This window comes from Pseudomonas sp. GW821-FHT07E12, from assembly GCF_058986605.1.
This window is the reverse complement of record NZ_JBYSVX010000002.1, coordinates 197864-215986: the sequence shown is the minus strand read 5'-3', so window position 1 is coordinate 215986 and position 18123 is coordinate 197864. Positions and strand designations below refer to the sequence as shown.

Annotated in this window: 13 protein-coding genes; all 13 read left to right on the top strand. The window is 67.8% G+C overall.

Features of this window, described 5'->3' with window-relative positions:
* Positions 1–54: 54 nt before the first annotated feature.
* The 13 genes from AC3WJE_RS02475 to AC3WJE_RS02415 all read left to right on the top strand — a co-directional run bounded on the left by AC3WJE_RS02475 (position 55) and on the right by AC3WJE_RS02415 (position 18111).
* Complete coding sequence (locus AC3WJE_RS02475; RefSeq protein ID WP_493729190.1) at positions 55–6672, top strand: ESPR-type extended signal peptide-containing protein; 6618 nt, start codon at positions 55–57, stop codon at positions 6670–6672.
* A 212-nt stretch (positions 6673–6884) separates the two neighbouring features.
* Positions 6885–8711: a S8 family peptidase gene (locus AC3WJE_RS02470; RefSeq protein ID WP_493729189.1), complete on the top strand. Its 1827-nt coding sequence runs from the start codon at positions 6885–6887 to the stop codon at positions 8709–8711.
* A gap of 147 nt (positions 8712–8858) precedes the next feature.
* Positions 8859–10574, top strand: a complete 1716-nt coding sequence (gene gspE / locus AC3WJE_RS02465) for a type II secretion system ATPase GspE (RefSeq protein ID WP_493729261.1) — start codon at positions 8859–8861, stop codon at positions 10572–10574.
* 104 nt (positions 10575–10678) lie between these two features.
* Positions 10679–11047 carry a GIY-YIG nuclease family protein gene (locus AC3WJE_RS02460; protein ID WP_493729188.1) on the top strand — a complete coding sequence of 123 codons (369 nt, stop codon included), beginning with the start codon at positions 10679–10681 and terminating at the stop codon, positions 11045–11047.
* Positions 11048–11075: 28 nt separating this feature from the next.
* Positions 11076–12290, top strand: a complete 1215-nt coding sequence (gene xpsF / locus AC3WJE_RS02455; protein ID WP_493729187.1) for a type II secretion system protein XpsF — start codon at positions 11076–11078, stop codon at positions 12288–12290.
* A gap of 153 nt (positions 12291–12443) precedes the next feature.
* Positions 12444–12878 carry a type II secretion system major pseudopilin GspG gene (gene gspG, locus AC3WJE_RS02450; RefSeq protein ID WP_493729186.1) on the top strand — a complete coding sequence of 145 codons (435 nt, stop codon included), beginning with the start codon at positions 12444–12446 and terminating at the stop codon, positions 12876–12878.
* A gap of 24 nt (positions 12879–12902) precedes the next feature.
* Complete coding sequence (gene xpsH, locus AC3WJE_RS02445; RefSeq protein ID WP_493729185.1) at positions 12903–13376, top strand: type II secretion system protein XpsH; 474 nt, start codon at positions 12903–12905, stop codon at positions 13374–13376.
* Positions 13373–13777, top strand: a complete 405-nt coding sequence (gene xpsI, locus AC3WJE_RS02440) for a type II secretion system protein XpsI (protein WP_493729184.1) — start codon at positions 13373–13375, stop codon at positions 13775–13777. Before xpsH ends, xpsI begins: the two co-directional genes overlap by 4 nt.
* Before the next feature lie 170 nt (positions 13778–13947).
* Positions 13948–14631: a type II secretion system protein J gene (locus AC3WJE_RS02435; protein WP_493729183.1), complete on the top strand. Its 684-nt coding sequence runs from the start codon at positions 13948–13950 to the stop codon at positions 14629–14631.
* Entirely contained in the window at positions 14628–15617 is a 990-nt protein-coding gene (locus AC3WJE_RS02430; RefSeq protein WP_493729182.1) for a type II secretion system minor pseudopilin, read from the top strand. The genes AC3WJE_RS02435 and AC3WJE_RS02430 overlap by 4 nt, the downstream gene beginning before the upstream one ends.
* Positions 15614–16738 carry a PilN domain-containing protein gene (locus tag AC3WJE_RS02425; protein ID WP_493729181.1) on the top strand — a complete coding sequence of 375 codons (1125 nt, stop codon included), beginning with the start codon at positions 15614–15616 and terminating at the stop codon, positions 16736–16738. The genes AC3WJE_RS02430 and AC3WJE_RS02425 overlap by 4 nt, the downstream gene beginning before the upstream one ends.
* The gene (gene gspM / locus AC3WJE_RS02420; RefSeq protein ID WP_493729180.1) at positions 16722–17357 is read left to right on the top strand and encodes a type II secretion system protein GspM; all 636 of its coding nucleotides are present in this window, start codon (positions 16722–16724) and stop codon (positions 17355–17357) included. Before AC3WJE_RS02425 ends, gspM begins: the two co-directional genes overlap by 17 nt.
* Complete coding sequence (locus AC3WJE_RS02415; RefSeq protein ID WP_493729179.1) at positions 17347–18111, top strand: type II secretion system protein, XpsN-like; 765 nt, start codon at positions 17347–17349, stop codon at positions 18109–18111. Before gspM ends, AC3WJE_RS02415 begins: the two co-directional genes overlap by 11 nt.
* Positions 18112–18123: the final 12 nt, after the last annotated feature.

The following is an 18123-nucleotide window of genomic DNA, read 5'->3' as shown; positions in this document are numbered from 1 at the left end:
CGGTGGTGAGTTTTTCACCAAAAAAACCAGCCTAATTGAAGGAGCACCACGTCGATGAATCGGATTTATCGCAAGGTCTGGAACACATCTTTGGGTCTGTGGACCGTGGCCTCGGAACTGGCCAGCGGCGACAGCAGGGGACAAGTGGCGCAAGGCCACGTGGTTCGGCGTAATCGTCTGGTCCTGCCCGTGGCGGTCGCGGCGGTGCTCGCGGCCGGGGCATTGCCACCGGCGGCGCTGGCGCAGTCGGTCGAGGTCGGCGGCAACCAGAACTGCATCGTGCTTGGCGGCAGCATCATCGACAGCTGCGTGGTCGACGGCAGCGCCAATGCGTCCGGCACCAACGCGGTGGCAGTCGGCGCGGGCAGCCAGGCCACCGGTGCGCACAGCGTGGCGACAGGGGCTGGCGCGGTTGCCAGTGGCGGCGCGGCCGCGGCGGTCGGCGCATTGAGCGAGGCATCGGGGACCGAGTCCACCGCGCATGGTTACTACAGCACCGCCTCCGGCGAGCTGAGCACCGCGATCGGCGCGGAGAGCATCGCTGCCGGCACCAGTGCGGCCGCATTCGGCTTCGGCGCGGAGGCGGTCGCCAACTACGCGACCGCGCTCGGTGGTTATGCCAGCGCCAGCGGCTTCAACAGCACGGCGGTCGGCAATTTCAGCACGGCATCGGGCTCGGGCGCGGTCGCGCTGGGCGGCGATGCGGTCGCTTCCGGCAACTACAGCATTGCGTCCGGTCAGGGCAGCATTGCCAGCGGTTACAACAGCGTTGCAATCGGTGGTGCGCTCGCCGGTTTGTTGCCGACCGAGGCGTCGGGCGATTACTCCACCGCCGTCGGTGGTGCAGCGTGGACGCCGGGCGTCAACAGCACCGCGGTCGGCAATTTCAGCACCGCCTATTCGGATGACAGCGTCGCGCTCGGCGCCGATGCCACCGCCGAGGCGGCCGGCAGCGTGGCGTTGGGCCAGGGTTCCTACGCGGATCGCGAGAACAGCGTGTCGGTCGGCAGTGCCGGCGCGGAACGCCAGATCACCAATGTAGCGGCCGGCACGGAAGCCACCGATGCGGTGAACGTGGCGCAGCTCAATGAAGTCGCAGCGGTGGCGCAGACCACCGACAAGTACTTCAAGGCCAGCGGCAGCAGCGATAGCGATGCCGGTGCCTACATCGAAGGCGACAACGCTACTGCGGCGGGTGAAGCGTCCAATGCGATCGGCACGGGTGCTTCGGCGTTCGGCAGCGGCGCGAATGCGTTGGCCGATGGCGCCACCGCAGTCGGTCTGGATGCGCTGGCCACCGGCAGCAATGCCGCCGCGCTGGGCAACAACGCACAGGCGCTCGGCGAAAACAGCAGTGCGATCGGCAGCGGCGCGGTTGCGTCCGAAGTCGGCGCAACGGCGACCGGTGCCGGTGCGCAAGCGGCTTCGACCTACGCCACGGCAGTCGGTAACGAGGCGACAGCCACCGACAACCAGGCCACCGCAGTCGGCTTCCGCAGCGCAGCTTCGGCGACCGGTGCGACCTCGTTGGGTGGTTACAGCGAAGCGACGGGTTATCTGTCATCGGCTCTCGGCTACGGTGCTTCGGCATCGAACGATTACGCCACGGCGGTTGGTGTGGCAGCCACGGCCGCTGGCGCCAGCAGCGTGGCGGTCGGCGAGTTCAGTGAAGCCACCGGCGATGAGAGCGTGGTGGTGGGTGGTTCGGCTTACGGATTGATCTCGGCCCGTGCCAGCGGCACCGGCGCATCCGCGTTCGGCGCGGGTGCATGGGCGACCAATGATCAGGCCACTGCGATTGGCTGGAATGCCTGGGCCGACAGCGTCAATGCCACCGCGTTGGGTCAGAGCGCTTTCGCGCTGGCGGATGATGCGACGGCGTTGGGTAGCAATGCGCTTGCCCTCGCGACAAATTCGGTCGCGCTGGGTGCGGGTTCGGTGGCTGAGCGTGCCAACACGGTCTCGGTCGGCGATGCTGGCAGCGAACGCCAGATCACCAACGTCGCGGCAGGTACCGAATCCACCGACGCGGTGAACGTGGCGCAGCTCAATGAGGTGGCGGCGGTCGCGCAGACCACCGACAAGTACTTCAAGGCCAGCGGCAGCAGCGATAGCGATGCCGGTGCCTACATCGAGGGCGACAACGCTACTGCGGCCGGTGAAGCGAGCAATGCGATCGGCACGGGTGCATCGGCGTTCGGCAGCGGTGCCAATGCACTGGCCGATGGCGCAACTGCTGTGGGCTTGGATGCACTGGCCACCGGGAGCAATGCCGCTGCACTGGGCAGCAACGCACAGGCGCTCGGCGAAAACAGCAGTGCGATCGGTAGCGGCGCGGTTGCATCGGAAGTCGGTGCGACGGCAACGGGTGCCGGTGCGCAAGCGGCTTCGACCTATGCCACGGCGGTTGGCAACGAGGCTTCGGCTACCGACAACCAGGCCACGGCAGTGGGCTTCCGCAGTGCGGCTTCGGGTGTGGGTTCGACCTCGCTGGGTGGCTACAGCGAGGCGACCGGCTATCTGTCTTCGGCGCTCGGCTACGGCGCTTCGGCATCCAACGACTACGCCACGGCGGTCGGTGTGGCCGCTACAGCAGGCGGTGCCAGCAGCGTGGCAGTTGGCGAGTTCAGTGAAGCCACTGGCGATGAGAGCGTGGTGGTCGGTGGTTCGGCTTACGGGTTGATCTCGGCGCGTGCCAGCGGCACCGGTGCGGCGGCGTTCGGCGCGGGCGCTTGGGCGACCGATGACTATGCCACGGCGATCGGCTGGAACTCTTATGCCAACGGCGTCAACGCCACCGCGTTGGGCCAGAGCGCGTTCGCGCTGGCGGACGATGCGACGGCGCTGGGCAGCAATGCCTATGTCACTGCCGCGAACGCAGTCGCACTGGGTGCGGATGCGGTGGCCGATCGTGCCAATACGGTCTCAGTCGGCAGTGCTGGCGCCGAGCGTCAGATCACCAACGTCGCAGCAGGCACCGAGGACACCGATGCGGTGAACGTGGCGCAGCTCAATGAGGTGGCGGCGGTGGCACAGACCACCGACAAGTACTTCAAGGCCAGCGGCAGCGGCGACAGCGATGCCGGCGCCTATGTCGAAGGCAGCAATGCCACGGCGGCGGGCGAAGCGAGCAACGCGATCGGGAGCGGCGCTTCGGCGTTCGGCAGCGGCAGCAATGCATTGGCCGATGGCGCAACGGCGGTGGGTTACAACGCACTGGCTTCCGGCCAGAACAGCGCGGCGTTCGGCCAGAATGCACAGGCCACCGGTCCGGCTGCGGTCGCGGTCGGTGGCAATGCGGTCGATGCGGATGGCAATCCGCTGATCACCAACGGTGGGGTGGCGGTGGACACCGGTGCGACCAGTGCCGGCGTCGGCGGTACCGCAGTGGGCGCAAGCGCCGAGGCGTCGGGCTTTGCCGCCTCGGCCTACGGTGTCGGCGCTTATGCCTCCGGTGCACAGGCGTCGGCGTTCGGCGCGGTCTCCAACGCGATCGGTGACTACAGCACTGCGGTCGGCACGCAGAGCAGCGCGACCGGCACCAGCAGTGTGGCGCTGGGTGGTCCGGCCGATCTGATCCCGGGCCTGGGTGCCTATGTATCCACGCAGGCCAGTGGCGAGGCGTCGGCCGCGCTCGGCGCCGGTGCGGTTGCCTCGGGCGACTACAGCACCGCGACCGGCACGCTGAGCGAAGCGTCGGGTCTCGAGGCGACCGCGCTGGGCTACTTCGCCTATGCGCCAGGCACGGGTGCCAGCGCGCTGGGCGCCGAATCCTGGGCAGTGGGTGATCTGAGCACCGCAGTGGGCTTCTACAGCACCGCGTACGCGGACAACTCGGTTGCACTCGGCGCCAATTCGGTAGCCGAACGCGCCAACACGGTATCGGTGGGCGATGTCGGCAGCGAACGCCAGATCACCAACGTCGCGGCAGGTACTGAAGCCACCGATGCAGTGAACGTGGCGCAGCTCGATGAAGTGGCGGCGGTCGCACAGACCACCGACAAGTACTTCAAGGCCAGTGGCAGCAGTGACAGTGATGCCGGCGCTTATGTTGAAGGCGATAACGCGACGGCGGCCGGTGAAGCGAGCAATGCGATCGGGGTCGGTGCTTCGGCATTCGGCAGCGGTGCCAATGCACTGGCGGATGGCGCAACTGCTGTGGGCTTGGATGCACTGGCTACCGGTACCAATGCCGCTGCACTGGGCACCAACGCACAGGCGCTCGGCGAAAACAGTAGCGCGATCGGCAGTGGTGCGGTTGCATCGGAAGTCGGTGCGACGGCAACGGGTGCCGGTGCGCAAGCGGCTTCGACCTATGCCACGGCGGTTGGTAACGAGGCTTCGGCTACCGACAACCAGGCCACGGCAGTGGGCTTCCGCAGTGCGGCCTCGGGTGTGGGTTCGACGTCGCTGGGCGGCTACAGCGAGGCGACCGGCTATCTGTCTTCGGCGCTCGGTTATGGCGCTTCGGCATCCAACGACTACGCCACGGCGGTCGGTGTGGCAGCCACGGCCGGCGGTGCCAGCAGCGTGGCGGTTGGCGAGTTCAGTGAAGCCACCGGCGATGAAAGCGTGGTGGTGGGTGGCTCGGCTTACGGGCTGATCTCGGCACGTGCCAGCGGCACCGGCGCGGCAGCGTTCGGCGCGGGCGCATGGGCGACCAATGACTACGCCACGGCGATCGGCTGGAACTCCTATGCCAGCGGCGTCAACGCCACCGCATTGGGCCAGAGCGCGTTCGCACTGGCGGACAACACGCTGGCCCTGGGCTCGGCAGCACGTGCCAGTGCCGTCGGCGCGACTTCGATCGGGGCGGATGGTTCGGCTACCGGTGTGAACAGCACCGGCGTGGGTCGTCAGACCAATGTGATCGGCACGAATGGCGTGGCGGTCGGCTACAACAGCATCGTCAACGAACGCGCCGAAAACGGTGTGGCACTCGGCGCGAATGCCGGCGTGAGTGCGGCCAATTCGGTCGCGCTGGGTGCCGGTTCGCGTGCTTACACCGCCAACACGGTGTCGGTGGGTAGCGGCGATGGTGTCGGCGGCCCGGCCACGCGCCGGATCACCAACGTCAGCGACGCAGTGGAGGTCAACGATGCGGTCAACAAGGGCCAGCTCGATGCGATCGCGGCCACGGTGCAGGCGACCAGCGATGGCTTCCAGGCCAGCGGTGGCAAGGTCGCCCTCGCCAGTGGCACCGACAGCACCGCCGCCGGTGCCGGTGCCACCGCCAGCGGTGCACGCAGCACCGCGATCGGTGCCAGCAGCACCGCATCCGCCACGGGGGGCAGCGCGTATGGCGTCGCCAGCACCGCGGTCGGCGTCAACAGCACCGCGATCGGACGCCAGACCAGCACGCTCGGTGAAAATGGCTTGGCCGTGGGCTACAACTCGTTCGTGCGTCAGAGCGCCAGCAACGGCGTTGCGCTGGGTGCGAATGCAGGGGCCAGTGGTGCCGATTCGGTCGCGCTGGGTTCCGGTTCGCGTACCTACGAGGCCAATGTGGTTTCGGTGGGCAGCGGCAACGGCGTCGGTGGTCCGGCCACGCGCCGCATCGTCAACGTCGGTGCCGGCGCGCTGACCGCCAGCAGCACCGATGCGATCAACGGTGGCCAGCTGTTCCAGTCGCTCGGCAACATCGCCAGCTTCCTCGGTGGCGGTGCGGCGCTCGGTGCGCAGGGTGTGTTCGTCGCGCCGACCTACGTGATCCAGGGCGCGACCTACCGCAACGTCGGTGCCGCGCTGACCGCGCTGGACAACAAGGTCAGCGAGCTGGATGCGCGTACCGCGTCGTCGAACAGCGGCGACTCGCATGGATCGGTGCGTGGCCCGAGCATCGCCGCTGCTTCGGTCGAAACGATGGAGACGGCGAGTGTGCAGGAAGCGACAGTGGCCAGCACCGAGACGACATCGACCAGCAGCGTCGCCAGTTCCACGGCGGTCGGCACCTCGGCGCAGGCCAATGACGTGACCGGCACCGCGATCGGCGGCAGTGCCTATGCGCATGGCCCGAACGACACCGCGATCGGCAGCAATGCACGGGTCAACGCCGACGGCAGTACCGCGATCGGTGCCAACACCACGATCGCCGCGGTGGCGACCAATGCGGTGGCGGTGGGCGAGGGTGCCAGCGTCAGTGCGGCTTCGGCCACGGCGATCGGCCAGGGCGCATCGGCGACCGCGCAGGGGGCGGTGGCGCTGGGCCAGGGTTCGGTGGCTGATCGTGCCAACACGGTGTCGGTGGGCAGTACCGGCAACGAACGCCAGGTCACCAACGTCGCAGCCGGTACCCAGTCCACCGATGCGGTCAACAAGGCGCAGCTCGACAGCGGTGTCGCCACCGCCAACAGCTACACCGACAACCGCTTCGCGGCGATGGCCGACACGTTCGACACCTACAAGGGCGAGATCGATGACCGCTTCCGCCGCCAGGACCGCCGTATCGACCGCCAGGGCGCGATGAACGCGGCGATGTTGAACATGGCCACCAGCGCGGCCGGCATCCGCACCGACAACCGCGTCGGCGTCGGCGTCGGCTTCCAGAGCGGTGAGTCGGCACTGTCGATCGGCTACCAGCGTGCGCTCAGCGATCGCGCCACGGTCACCCTGGGCGGTGCGTTCAGCGGCGACGACAAGTCGGTCGGCGTCGGTGCCGGTTTCGGCTGGTGAGTAATCCGGGCGGTCGCTGCGTGCGGCCGCCCGTCTCATAGCGCCCGACAGGGCGGTAAGGCAACTCCCGGCGGGGCCAGCCGGGAGGACGCAAGGAAGTGCATGGCCTCAGAAACGACGACGGATCCACGAAAACCGAAGAGGACTTCAACGTGATCGACAAGCAGAAACACCGTCTCAACGCTCTTGCATACGCCGTACTGATTGCGGCAATGGGAGCTTCCGGCGCACACGCCGCCGAACCGAAGCTGTTGGTCAGTGAGCCGGCCAAGGCGGTGCCCGCCGACGCGGAAGTTGCCAGCCGCATCGTGGTCCGCTATCGCGACGGCAGTTCCGCCGCCGCCAGCGCGACCAGCAAGCTTTCCGCCGCACAGTCGGCAGTGACCCGCGCTGGTGTGACGGCCGCTGCGAGCGGCCGCGCGACGGCGGTCGCACCCAAGGCCACCTACGTGCGCAAGCTCGGTGTCGGCGCCGACCTGCTCAAGCTGTCGGGCAAGCTCGATCGTGCCCAGCTGGACAAGGTGCTGGCCGAGCTGGCCGCTGATCCGGCGGTCGAGTACGCCGTGGTCGATACCAAGCTGCAGCACGCCGACATCCAGCCGGCCACCGATACGACACCGCAACTGGTGCCGAACGATCCCTACTACGCTACCTATCAGTGGCACTTCAACAGCGCGACCGGCGGCATCAACGCACCGGCGGCATGGGACGTTTCGCAAGGTGAAGGCGTGGTGGTGGCGGTGCTCGACACCGGCATCCTGTATGACCATCCGGATTTCGCCGGCACCACGATCCTGGAGGGCTACGACTTCATCTCCGACGCCGAAACCTCGCGCCGTGCGACCGATGCACGCGTACCCGGAGCGCTCGACTACGGTGACTGGGTCGCGACCGCCAACGAGTGCTACAGCGGCTCGACCGCGTCGAACAGCTCCTGGCATGGCAGCCATGTGGCCGGCACCATCGCCGAGACCACCGACAACAGCGTCGGTATGGCCGGCGTCGCCTACAAGGCCACGGTGCTGCCGGTGCGCGTGCTCGGCAAGTGCGGCGGCTACCTGTCCGACATCGCCGACGCGATCACCTGGGCCTCGGGCGGTCACGTCGATGGCATCCCGGACATCACCACCCCGGCTGAAGTCATCAACATGAGCCTCGGCGGCAGCAGCGCGTGCGATGCGCTGTACCAGTCGGCGATCAATGGTGCGGTGTCGCGCGGCACCACCGTGGTGGTGGCGGCCGGCAACAGCGCCGGCGACGTCGCCAACTTCCGCCCGGCCAGCTGCGACAACGTGATCGCGGTCGGTGCCACCCGCATCACTGGCGGTATCGCCTACTACTCCAACTACGGTGCCAAGGTCGATCTGTCCGCACCCGGCGGCGGTGGCAGCGTCGACGGCAACCCGGGCGGCTACGTCTGGCAGGCCGGCTACACCGGCCTGACCACGCCGACTTCCGGTGCCTACACCTACTCGGGCAAGGGCGGTACCTCGATGGCCTCGCCGCACGTGGCGGCGACGGTGGCGCTGGTGCAAAGCGCGGTCGTTGCCGCTGGCGGTACCCCGCTGACCCCGGCCGCCGTCGAGACCCTGTTGAAGGAGACCGCACGGCCGTTCCCGGTGACGATCCCGGCCGCCACCCCGATCGGCACCGGCATCGTCGATGCCAAGGGCGCACTGGACAAGGCCCTGGAACCCCCGTGCAATCCGGCCACGGAAACCTGCGGTCCCGAAGCCACGCCGTTGACCAACAAGGTGGCAGTGGGCGGGCTGGCCGGCGCCGCCGGCAGCGAAGCGCTGTACAGCTTCAAGGCCGATGCCGGCGCGGTGCTGAGCTTCCTGAGCTACGGCGGCACCGGTGATGTCTCGCTGTACGTGAAGTTCGAGGCCGAACCCAGCGCCAGCAGCTACGACAGCAAGTCGACCCGCTCCGGCAACAGCGAGACCGTGCGCTTCACCTCGCCGCAGGCGGGCACCTACTACGTCAAGGTGGTGGGCGAAGCGGCCTACTCGGGAGTGAGCCTGGTCGCGCGCCAGTAACGCATTCATCTTGATGGATGAGGAAAACCCCGGCCAACGCCGGGGTTTTCCGTTTCTTGACGTGGCTCACCGCCTGGAATGAGCGAGCGGTCGCGTCGAACTGCTAAAGTCCGCGCTTCACCATGGGAGAGATGCGTGAACGCGCTTGTGGCTGGATGGAACGAGGAGGGTGGTGCTGAGTCGCGCGTGGTCGAGCGACTGCTGGAACGGCGCAAGCTCAAGGATGGCGACCTGGCGCGTGCACGTCAGCTGCAGGCCGAGTCCGACCTGGGCCTGCTCGCGTTGCTCGGGCGGCTGGGTCTGGTGTCCGAGCGCGACCACGCCGAGGCATGCGCCGAGGTGCTGGAACTGCCGCTGCTGGACGCCCGGCAACTGCCGGACACCCCGCCGGAAGCACTGCCCGAGATCCAGGCGCTGTCGCCGCGCTTCCTGAAGCAGTTCCACGTCTGCCCGCTGGGCGAGCAGGGCGGCAGCATCGAGCTGTGGAGCGCCGATCCCTACGACGATTACGCGACCGACGCGGTGCGGTTGGCGACCGGTTGCCAGGTGCGCCTGCGCGTCGGCCTGCGCTCGGAGATCGACGATGTGATCGAGCGCTGGTTCGGCCAGGGCCGCAGCGCGATGGGCGCGATCGTCGAGACCGCCGACAGCGAGACCGGCGCGGCCGACGACATCGAAACCCTGCGCGACCTCGCCTCCGAGGCGCCGGTGATCCGGCTGGTCAACCTGGTGATCCAGCACGCGGTCGAGCTGCGCGCCTCGGACATCCATGTCGAGCCGTTCGAAAACCGCTTGAAGGTGCGTTACCGCGTCGATGGCGTGCTGGTCGAGGGCGAGAGCCCGCCGGCCAAGCTGACCGCCGCGGTGATCAGCCGCATCAAGATCATGGCCCGGCTCAACATCGCCGAGCGCCGCCTGCCGCAGGACGGCCGCATCCAGCTGCGCGTGCAGGGCAAGGAACTGGATCTGCGCGTGAGCACCGTGCCGACCGCGCACGGCGAGAGCGTGGTGATGCGTCTGCTCGATCGCGAGACGGTGGTGTTCGACTATCACCGGCTCGGGTTCACCGAAGAATTCCTGCCGCAGTTCCGCAAGGTGCTGGAGCTGCCGCACGGCATCCTGCTGGTGACCGGCCCGACCGGCTCGGGCAAGACCACCACGCTGTACACCGCGCTGAGCCAGCTCAACACCGCCGACGTCAAGATCATCACCGTCGAGGATCCGATCGAGTACCAGATCGAGGGCATCAACCAGATCCAGGCCAAGCCGCAGATCGGGCTGGATTTCGCCAACGCGCTGCGCTCGATCGTGCGCCAGGATCCGGACATCATCATGATCGGCGAAATGCGCGACCTGGAGACCGCGCGCATCGCGATCCAGTCCGCGCTGACCGGCCACCTGGTGTTGTCCACGCTGCACACCAACAACGCCGCCGGTGGCATCACCCGCCTGCTCGACATGGGCGTGGAGGATTACCTGCTGACCTCCACCGTCAACGGCATCCTCGCCCAGCGCCTGGTGCGACGGCTGGAGCCGCAGCATGCGGAGAAGTATCCCGCCACGCCGGAGGAGATCGAGAAGTTCGGTCTGCGTCGCTTGCAGCCGGAGGGCGAGATCTTCCTGTACCGGCCGCGCCCGTCGTCACTGGCACCGACCGGCTATCTGGGACGTACCACCATCGTCGAATTCCTGGTGATGAACGACGAACTGCGCCGCGCGGTGATGCGCCGCGCCGGCATGGGCGAGATCGAGCAACTGGCACGCACCGCCGGCATGCGCACGATGTTCGAGGACGGCCTGTCCAAGGCGCTGCGTGGTGAGACCACGATCGAGGAAGTGCTGCGGGTTACGGAGGAGGGATGAGTAGAGGGTCGCTGTACCCTCGACTTCCGTCATTCCCGCGAAAGCGGGAAGTGGTTTTCAACAGCGCAACGCGCTGGTCATCCATGGACGTTCAAGGAGGAACGATGAACAAGCAGCCATGTGTCTATCTACTGGCCAATAATCGCAATGGAACGCTTTATGTCGGCGTGACCAGCGATCTGATTGGCAGAGTCTGGCAGCACATAGAACATGTAGCGGACGGATTCACCAAGCGCTATGGCGTCGCACGGCTGATGTGGTATGAGCTGCACGACACGATGGAGTCTGCGATCTTGCGCGAAAAGCAGATCAAGAAATGGATACGTGCTTGGAAGTTGGAGCTGATCGACGCAAGCAATCCGTCTTGGAGGGATTTGTGGCCTGACATCATCGGTCAGGTTCCAAGCGCTGACGTCCATGGATGGCCAGCGACTTGCGCTGTCGAAAACCGCTTCCCGCTTTCGCGGGAATGACGAAAAAATTACTCCGAAGATTTCCCCGATGCCCCTGTACCGCTACAAAGCCCTCGACGCGCAGGGCGAAATGCTGGAAGGCCAGATGGAGGCGGCGACCGATGCCGAGGTCGCCGCGCGTCTGCAGGAGCAGGGTCACCTGCCGGTGGAAGCGCGGCTGGCCGATGGTGCATCGGGTACTTCGTGGTCGACGCTGTTCCGGCGCAAGGGCTTCGATGGGCAGGCGCTGGTGCAGTTCACCCAGCAGCTGGCGACGCTGCTCGGCGCCGGCCAGCCGCTGGATCGGGCGCTGTCGATCCTGATGGACCTGCCCGAGGACGATCGCAGCAAGCGCATCATCGTCGCGATCCGCGACACCGTGCGTGGCGGCGCGCCGTTGTCGGCGGCATTGGAGCGCCAGCACGGCGTGTTCTCGCGGTTGTACGTGAACATGGTGCGCGCCGGTGAGGCCGGCGGCAGCATGCAGGACACATTGCAGCGCCTGGCCGATTACCTCGAACGCAGCCGTGAGCTGAAAGGCCGCGTGATCAATGCGCTGATCTACCCGGCGATCCTGATCGCGGTGGTCGGCTGCGCGCTGCTGTTCCTGCTCGGCTACGTGGTGCCGCAGTTCGCACAGATGTACGAGAGCCTGGACGTGGCGCTGCCGTGGTTCACCCAGGCGGTGCTGTCGGTGGGCCTGCTGGTGCGCGACTGGTGGTTCGTGCTGATCGGCGTGCCGGGACTGGCGGTGATCTGGCTGGAGCGCCGCCGTCGCGATCCGCAGTTCCGGCTTGCGCTCGATGGCTGGCTGCTGCAACGCAAGCTGGTCGGCTCGCTGCTGGCCAAGCTGGAAACCGCGCGGCTGGCGCGCACGCTCGGCACGCTGCTGCGCAACGGCGTGCCGTTGCTGGCCGGGTTGGGCATCGCGCGCAACGTGCTATCCAACACCGCGCTGGTGCAGGACGTCGGTGCGGCGGCCGAAGAGGTCAAGAACGGCCGTGGACTGTCGGGCGCGCTCGCACGTGGCGGTCGGTTTCCGCGGCTGGCGCTGCAGATGATCCAGGTCGGCGAGGAATCCGGCGCACTCGACGGCATGTTGTTGAAGACCGCCGATACCTTCGAGCTGGAAACCGCGCAGGCGATCGACCGCTTGCTGTCGGCGCTGGTGCCGGCGCTGACGCTGGTGCTGGCTTCGGTGGTCGGCGTGGTGATCGTCTCGGTGCTGGTGCCGCTGTATGACCTGACCAATGCGATCGGGTGAGAAGACAGTGCCCAGATCTCTATCCCGTAGGAGCGGCTTTAGCCGCGATGAGGCTTTCATGCAGATCCCTCTGCAAAAAGGGGAAAGCCCCATCGCGGCTGAAGCCGCTCCTACAGTGTTCCGCAACTCCGTAACCGCAACAGGAATCCCGTAATGGCAAACCGACGTTCCCTGACTTCCTCGCCTTCCGCCGCGCGCCAGGCCGGCATGAGCCTGCTGGAAATCATCATCGTGATCGTGCTGATCGGCGCGGTGCTCACGCTGGTGGGCAGCCGCGTGCTTGGTGGCGCCGATCGCGGCAAGGCCAACCTCGCCAAGTCGCAGATCCAGACGCTGGCCGGCAAGGTCGAGAACTACCAGCTCGATACCGGCAAGCTGCCGAGCAAGCTCGACGATCTGGTCACCCAGCCGGCCGGCAGCAGTGGTTGGCTCGGCCCGTACGCCAAGCCGGCCGAACTCAACGACCCGTGGGGCCACGCGATCGAGTACCGCGTGCCGGGTGAAGGCCAGGCGTTCGACCTGATGAGCCTCGGCAAGGACGGTCGGCCTGGTGGTACCAGCTATGACGCGGACATCAAGAACGAATAAGCCCGAACGCCGTTCGCTGCCGTCATGCGCCTGTCTCCCGCTTCGCGCCACGTTCGTGGCGTGACCTTGCTGGAAATGCTGCTGGTCATCGCGTTGATCGCGGTGACCGGGCTGCTGGCTGCCGGCGTGCTGACCGGCGGCCTTGACGGCATGCGCCTGCGTTCTTCGGCCAAGCAGATCGCCGCGCAGTTGCGTTTCACGCGGACGCAGGCGCTGGCGAGCGGGCAACCGCAACGCTTCACCCTTGATCCGGTGGCGCGACGCTGGCAGGCGCCGTCCGGTCACCAGGGCGATATCCCGCCGGGACTCGACATCCGCTTCACCGGCGCGCGCCAGGTGCAACGGCGCGAGCAGGAAGGGGCGATCGTGTTCTTCCCCGAGGGAGGTGCCACTGGCGGGCGCATCGAGTTGCAGGCACGGCAGTCGACTTGGCGCATCGATGTGTCGTGGGTCACCGGCGAGGTCACTGCAGGGCCGTTGCGGGGTACCACCGAATGAAGCGCCAGCAGGGCTACTCGCTGATCGAGGTGATCGTGGCATTCGCGCTGCTGGCGGCGGCGTTGACGTTGCTGCTAGGCACGCTGTCCGGCGCGGCGAAGCAGGTGCGCGACAGCGAGACCTACAGCCGTGCCGCACTGTATGCGCAGTCGCTGCTGGCGGTGCAGGGCGTGGAGGCGCCTCTGCAACCCGGTCGCCAGAGTGGCCAGTTCGACGACGGCAGGTTCCAGTGGACGCTGGATGTGCAGCCATATGCCGATCCGCGCGCGCGCAACAACGGAGTGCTGCAGCCGTCGGCTCCATCGCTGCTGCAGATGGACCTGCAGATTCGCTGGGGTGATACGCCGTCGCAGCAACTGCGCTGGCGCACGTTGCGTCTGGCTTCGGCGGTGACGCCGTGATGGGCATTGCGGGTCGCTTGGTTCTTGTCTTCCGTCGTAGATGGAAAGCATTTGGCTGGCCAGTGTGGGGTTTCGCGAGAAACTTCGATCCGTCATTCCCGCGAAAGCGGGCATCCATGGACGTCGAGCCGTTGCCTGCAAAGTCCATGGATGACCAGCGCGTTGCACTGTTGAAAACCACTTCCCGCGTTCGCGGGAATGACGAGTCAGGAATACCGCGCTGCGCTGGCGCCCGGTCCGCCGGCTTCACCCTGCTCGAAGTGCTGCTCGCCACCGCACTGCTGGCAGGCGGTCTTGCATTGGCATTCGTCACGCTGCGCTCGGCCGGTGCGGTCAGCCAGCGCGGCGAAGAGATCGCGAGGCAGAGCGAGCGCATCCGCGCGGTCGAGAGCTTCCTGCGCCAGCGATTGGCGAGCACGTTGCCGGTGGTGATGGAGCGCGCGTCCGATACCGGTCAGGTGCTGCTGTTCGTCGGTGAGCCGCAGCGCATGCGTTTCGTCGCCGATGTGCCGGACTACCTCGGTCGCGGTGGCCCCTACCGGCACGAGCTGACGGTGGAGGGCACCGCACCGGCGCAACGGCTGACGTTGGGACTGGCGATGGTGCAGGCCGGGCACGTGGTCGATGAGGCGCCGGTGCCGCCGGAAATGCTGGCCGATGCGCTGGAAGACGTGCGTTTCAGCTATCGCGGCATCGATCCGCAGAGCGGCAAGCTCGGTGACTGGCAGGAACGCTGGGAATGGCACGATCGCCTGCCGGTGCTGGTGCGCATCGAGATCCGTTCCACACGCGGCAAGTGGCCGCCATTGCTGGTCGCACTGCCGCAGGCGGGCAATGCGGGAGCGCGGCCATGAGCGTCGGTTGCCGATTCCATCGCGGCCTGCATGGTCGTTGTAGCGATGATCTTCGCGCGGTGACCGCCGGCCAGCAGCTCGACGTTGTCACGCGCTCGCAGATCGGCTCGCAGCGTCTGGCCCGGCTTCGCCCGCACAGTTCGATGCACGGCGCCGCGCTGGTGCTGGTGCTGTGGCTGATCGTGCTGCTGTCGGCGATGGTCGGTGCGTTTGCGCTGACCGCACGGGTGGAGGCGATGCAGGCCAGCGTGCTGCGTGGCTCCGGGCAGGCGCAGGAAGTGGCGCGCGCCGGGCTCGAATATGGGTTGTCGCGCGTGCAGTCGAACGATCCGGCCACGCGCTGGCAGCCCGACGGTCGCCGCTACCGCTGGTCGTGGGATGGCGCGCAGGTGGACATACGCATCGTCGACGAGGCCGGCAAGGTCGATATCAACGTCGCCGATCCGACCCTGCTGGCGGCGCTGTTGCGCGCGCTCGGCGCCGAGGCCGGGCAGGACCAGCGGCTTGCCGGGGCGATCATCGATTGGCGCGATGTCGACAACCTGACCCAGGCGGGCGGCGGTGCCGAAGATGGTGACTATGCCGCGGCCGGGTTGCCGTACGGCGCCAAGGACGCCCCGTTCGAGAGCCTGGGCGAACTGCGGCTGATACTCGGCATGCCGCCCGAGCTGTATCACCGGCTGCTGCCGAACGTGACCTTGTTCAGCGCCCGCTCGCAGCCGGATCCGCACTTCGCACCGGCGCCGGTGCTGACCGCGATGGGCCTGGATGCCGCTGCGACGCTGGCCCAGCGCGAGTTGCCTGTCGTCGGCGCACCGCCGGCGGCCATCGCAGGAGGCAGCGGCACCTATAGTATTGAGAGCCGGGCACACTGGGGGGAGGGCCGCGAGGCGGTCGTGCGTGCGGTGGTGCGTACCGGTGCCTCGCCGCTGCCCGGTGCGGCCTATACCGTGTTGCGATGGGAAGAAGGAGCGGCAGTGCAATGAGCGCATGGCGGGACAGTCTGGGACGCATCGGCGGACATGCCGGGCCCGGTGCTGCCGGTTTTCGACGTTGGTGGACGCGTTCGCTGCTGGCCTGGGTGCCGGCGCGCTGGCGGCAACCGCTGGGGTTGGAGCAGGCACGCCTGCTGTTGTCCGCGCAGGGCGACGCGCTGCGGGTATCGCGCGAGCGCGGCGGTGTGATCGAAACCTTCGCCGAATTGCCGTGGCCGCTGCCGCCCGGTGAACTGGATGCGGTGTTGAAAGCGCCGCTGGATACCTTGCCGCGCCACTGGCTGCTGGCGTCGGGTCAGGTGCTGCAGCGTCGGCTGCGCCTGCCGGCGGCTGCGGCGGTGCGGTTGCGTGATGTGGCGCGTTTCGAGATCGACCGGCAGACCCCGTTCGCGGCCGATCAGGTGTATTTCGACGTGCGTGCCTCCGGCCCGGTCGATCAGGCGCTGATCGAGGCCGAACTGCTGGTCGCGCCGCGTCGCGCGCTCGATGGCGAGCACGGCATTCCCGAAGCCTGGCGCGCGACCCTGGCCGGCATCGATGTCGCCGACGCCGCTGGCCGTCCGATGCACCTCAACCTGCTGCCGTCCGCGCAACGGCGCGTGCGTCGCGATCCGATGAGCCGCTGGAATCGCCTGCTGGTGCTGGCCGGCGTGGTGCTGGTGGCGTGCGCCGGCTGGTTGCTGCTGGACAACCGCCGCGCCGCCGTCGATGCGTTGCAGGCGCAGGTGCAGGGCCGGGCCGGGCAGGCGCGCGTGGTCGCCGACGAACGCCAGCAACTGGCCGATCTGGTCGAAGGCGCGAACTTCTTCGAACGCGAGCGCGCCCGCCGCCCGACCGCGATCGAAGTCTGGAACGAACTCACCCGCCGTCTGCCGGCGGGCACCTATCTGGAAAAATTCTCGATGGAGGGCCGGCAGCTGCAGCTGATCGGGCTCAGCAACGAGGCCTCCTCGCTGGTGCGCCGGCTCGAAGGCTCGCCGCTGTGGCATACGCCGTCGCTGACCGGTGTGCTGCAGAGCGATACCGGCGGCGTTGACCGTTTCACGATCACCGCCGAGCTGGCCGGTGACGATGCCAAGGACAAGGAGGCCGCCGATGGCGCCACGCGTTGATCGCGACCGCTGGTTGGTGCTGGGCCTGCTGCTCGCGGTATTGGCTCTGGCCTACCTGCTGCTGGTGCACCCCTGGTTCACCCAGCCGATGCTGGCGATGGAAGGCGACCTGCAGGGGCTGCGCGAGCGTGACCTGCGCGTGCGCGCGCAGATCGCGCAGGCACCGCAGGTGACGCAACGCCTGCGCCAGGCGCGCGAGCTGCTGCAAGCGCGTCCGGGTTTCATGAGCGAAGGCTCGGCCGAGCTGGCTTCGGCCGCGTTGGTGCAGCGGCTGGAACATGCCGTTGCCGAGGCCAGCCCCGGCAATCGCAGCTGCGCGATCAGCAATCGCTCGCCGCTGCCGGCCGATGCCAAGGGACGCTTCACCCGCGTCGCGGTACAGGTGCGCCTGCGCTGCGGCACGCCGGAGCTGTCGGCGGTGCTGTACGCGCTGGAACGCGGCACGCCGCGGCTGTTCATCGACAACCTCAACGTGATGGCGCAGCGTTACCAGCTCTCCCCGAACGAAAGCGGCAACGGGCTGGACGTGGCATTCGAGCTGGCCGGCTATCTGCGTCCCTCCGCCGTGGCGGGGCCACCACCGCCACCACCATCACCGGGGGGTGGCGATGCGCATTGAAACCATCGGCCTGCGTACCTGGTTGCTGATCACGTTTGCCGGTTGGGCCCTGCTGGCGTGCGTACTGGCGTTCGCCGGCCTCGGACGGCGGGTGGCGTTGCTGCCGGATGAGGCATTGGCGCCGCCAGCCTTGCCGGCACTGCCCGCTGCTGCCGGCGAGCGCTTGGGTTCGGCCGACCGCTATGCGGAGATCGGCGCGCGCCCGGTGTTCTCACAGGATCGCCAGCCGCATCCGTTCTATCTGACCGGTGGCAACGGCGAAGCTGCCGCCAACACCAGCCTGCGCCTGACCGGCGTGCTGATCACCCCGCAACTGCGGATGGCGACGCTGACCACCGAACAGGGCCAGTCGCTGCGCCTGCGCCTGCAGGGCGAGGCGGTGAGTGGCTGGCGGCTGCTCGAACTGGCACCGCGCGCGGCCACCGTCGAAGGCCCCGGCGGTACTCGCACGCTGGAACTGCAGGTGTTCAACGGTCAGGGCGGACATCCGGGCAGCGCCACGCCCGCGCCGGCCGTGCCTGTTGCCGCCGGCAATGCTCCCCCTGCGCCTGCCACGGTAGTTGCGGCGGCACCGGCCGCGGGAACGTCCCCGCCGCCGATGTCCCAGCCTGGCACCGCTCCTCAACCCGAATCGGGCACCGCGACTCCGCCTGCGCCTTCCGACGCGCAGCTGCAGGCGATCCGCGACCGCATCGAAGCCCGTCGCCGCCAGTTGCGCGAACGCCAGCAGACCGGCGCCGCAACCGGCCAGTAACCGTAGAGAGAA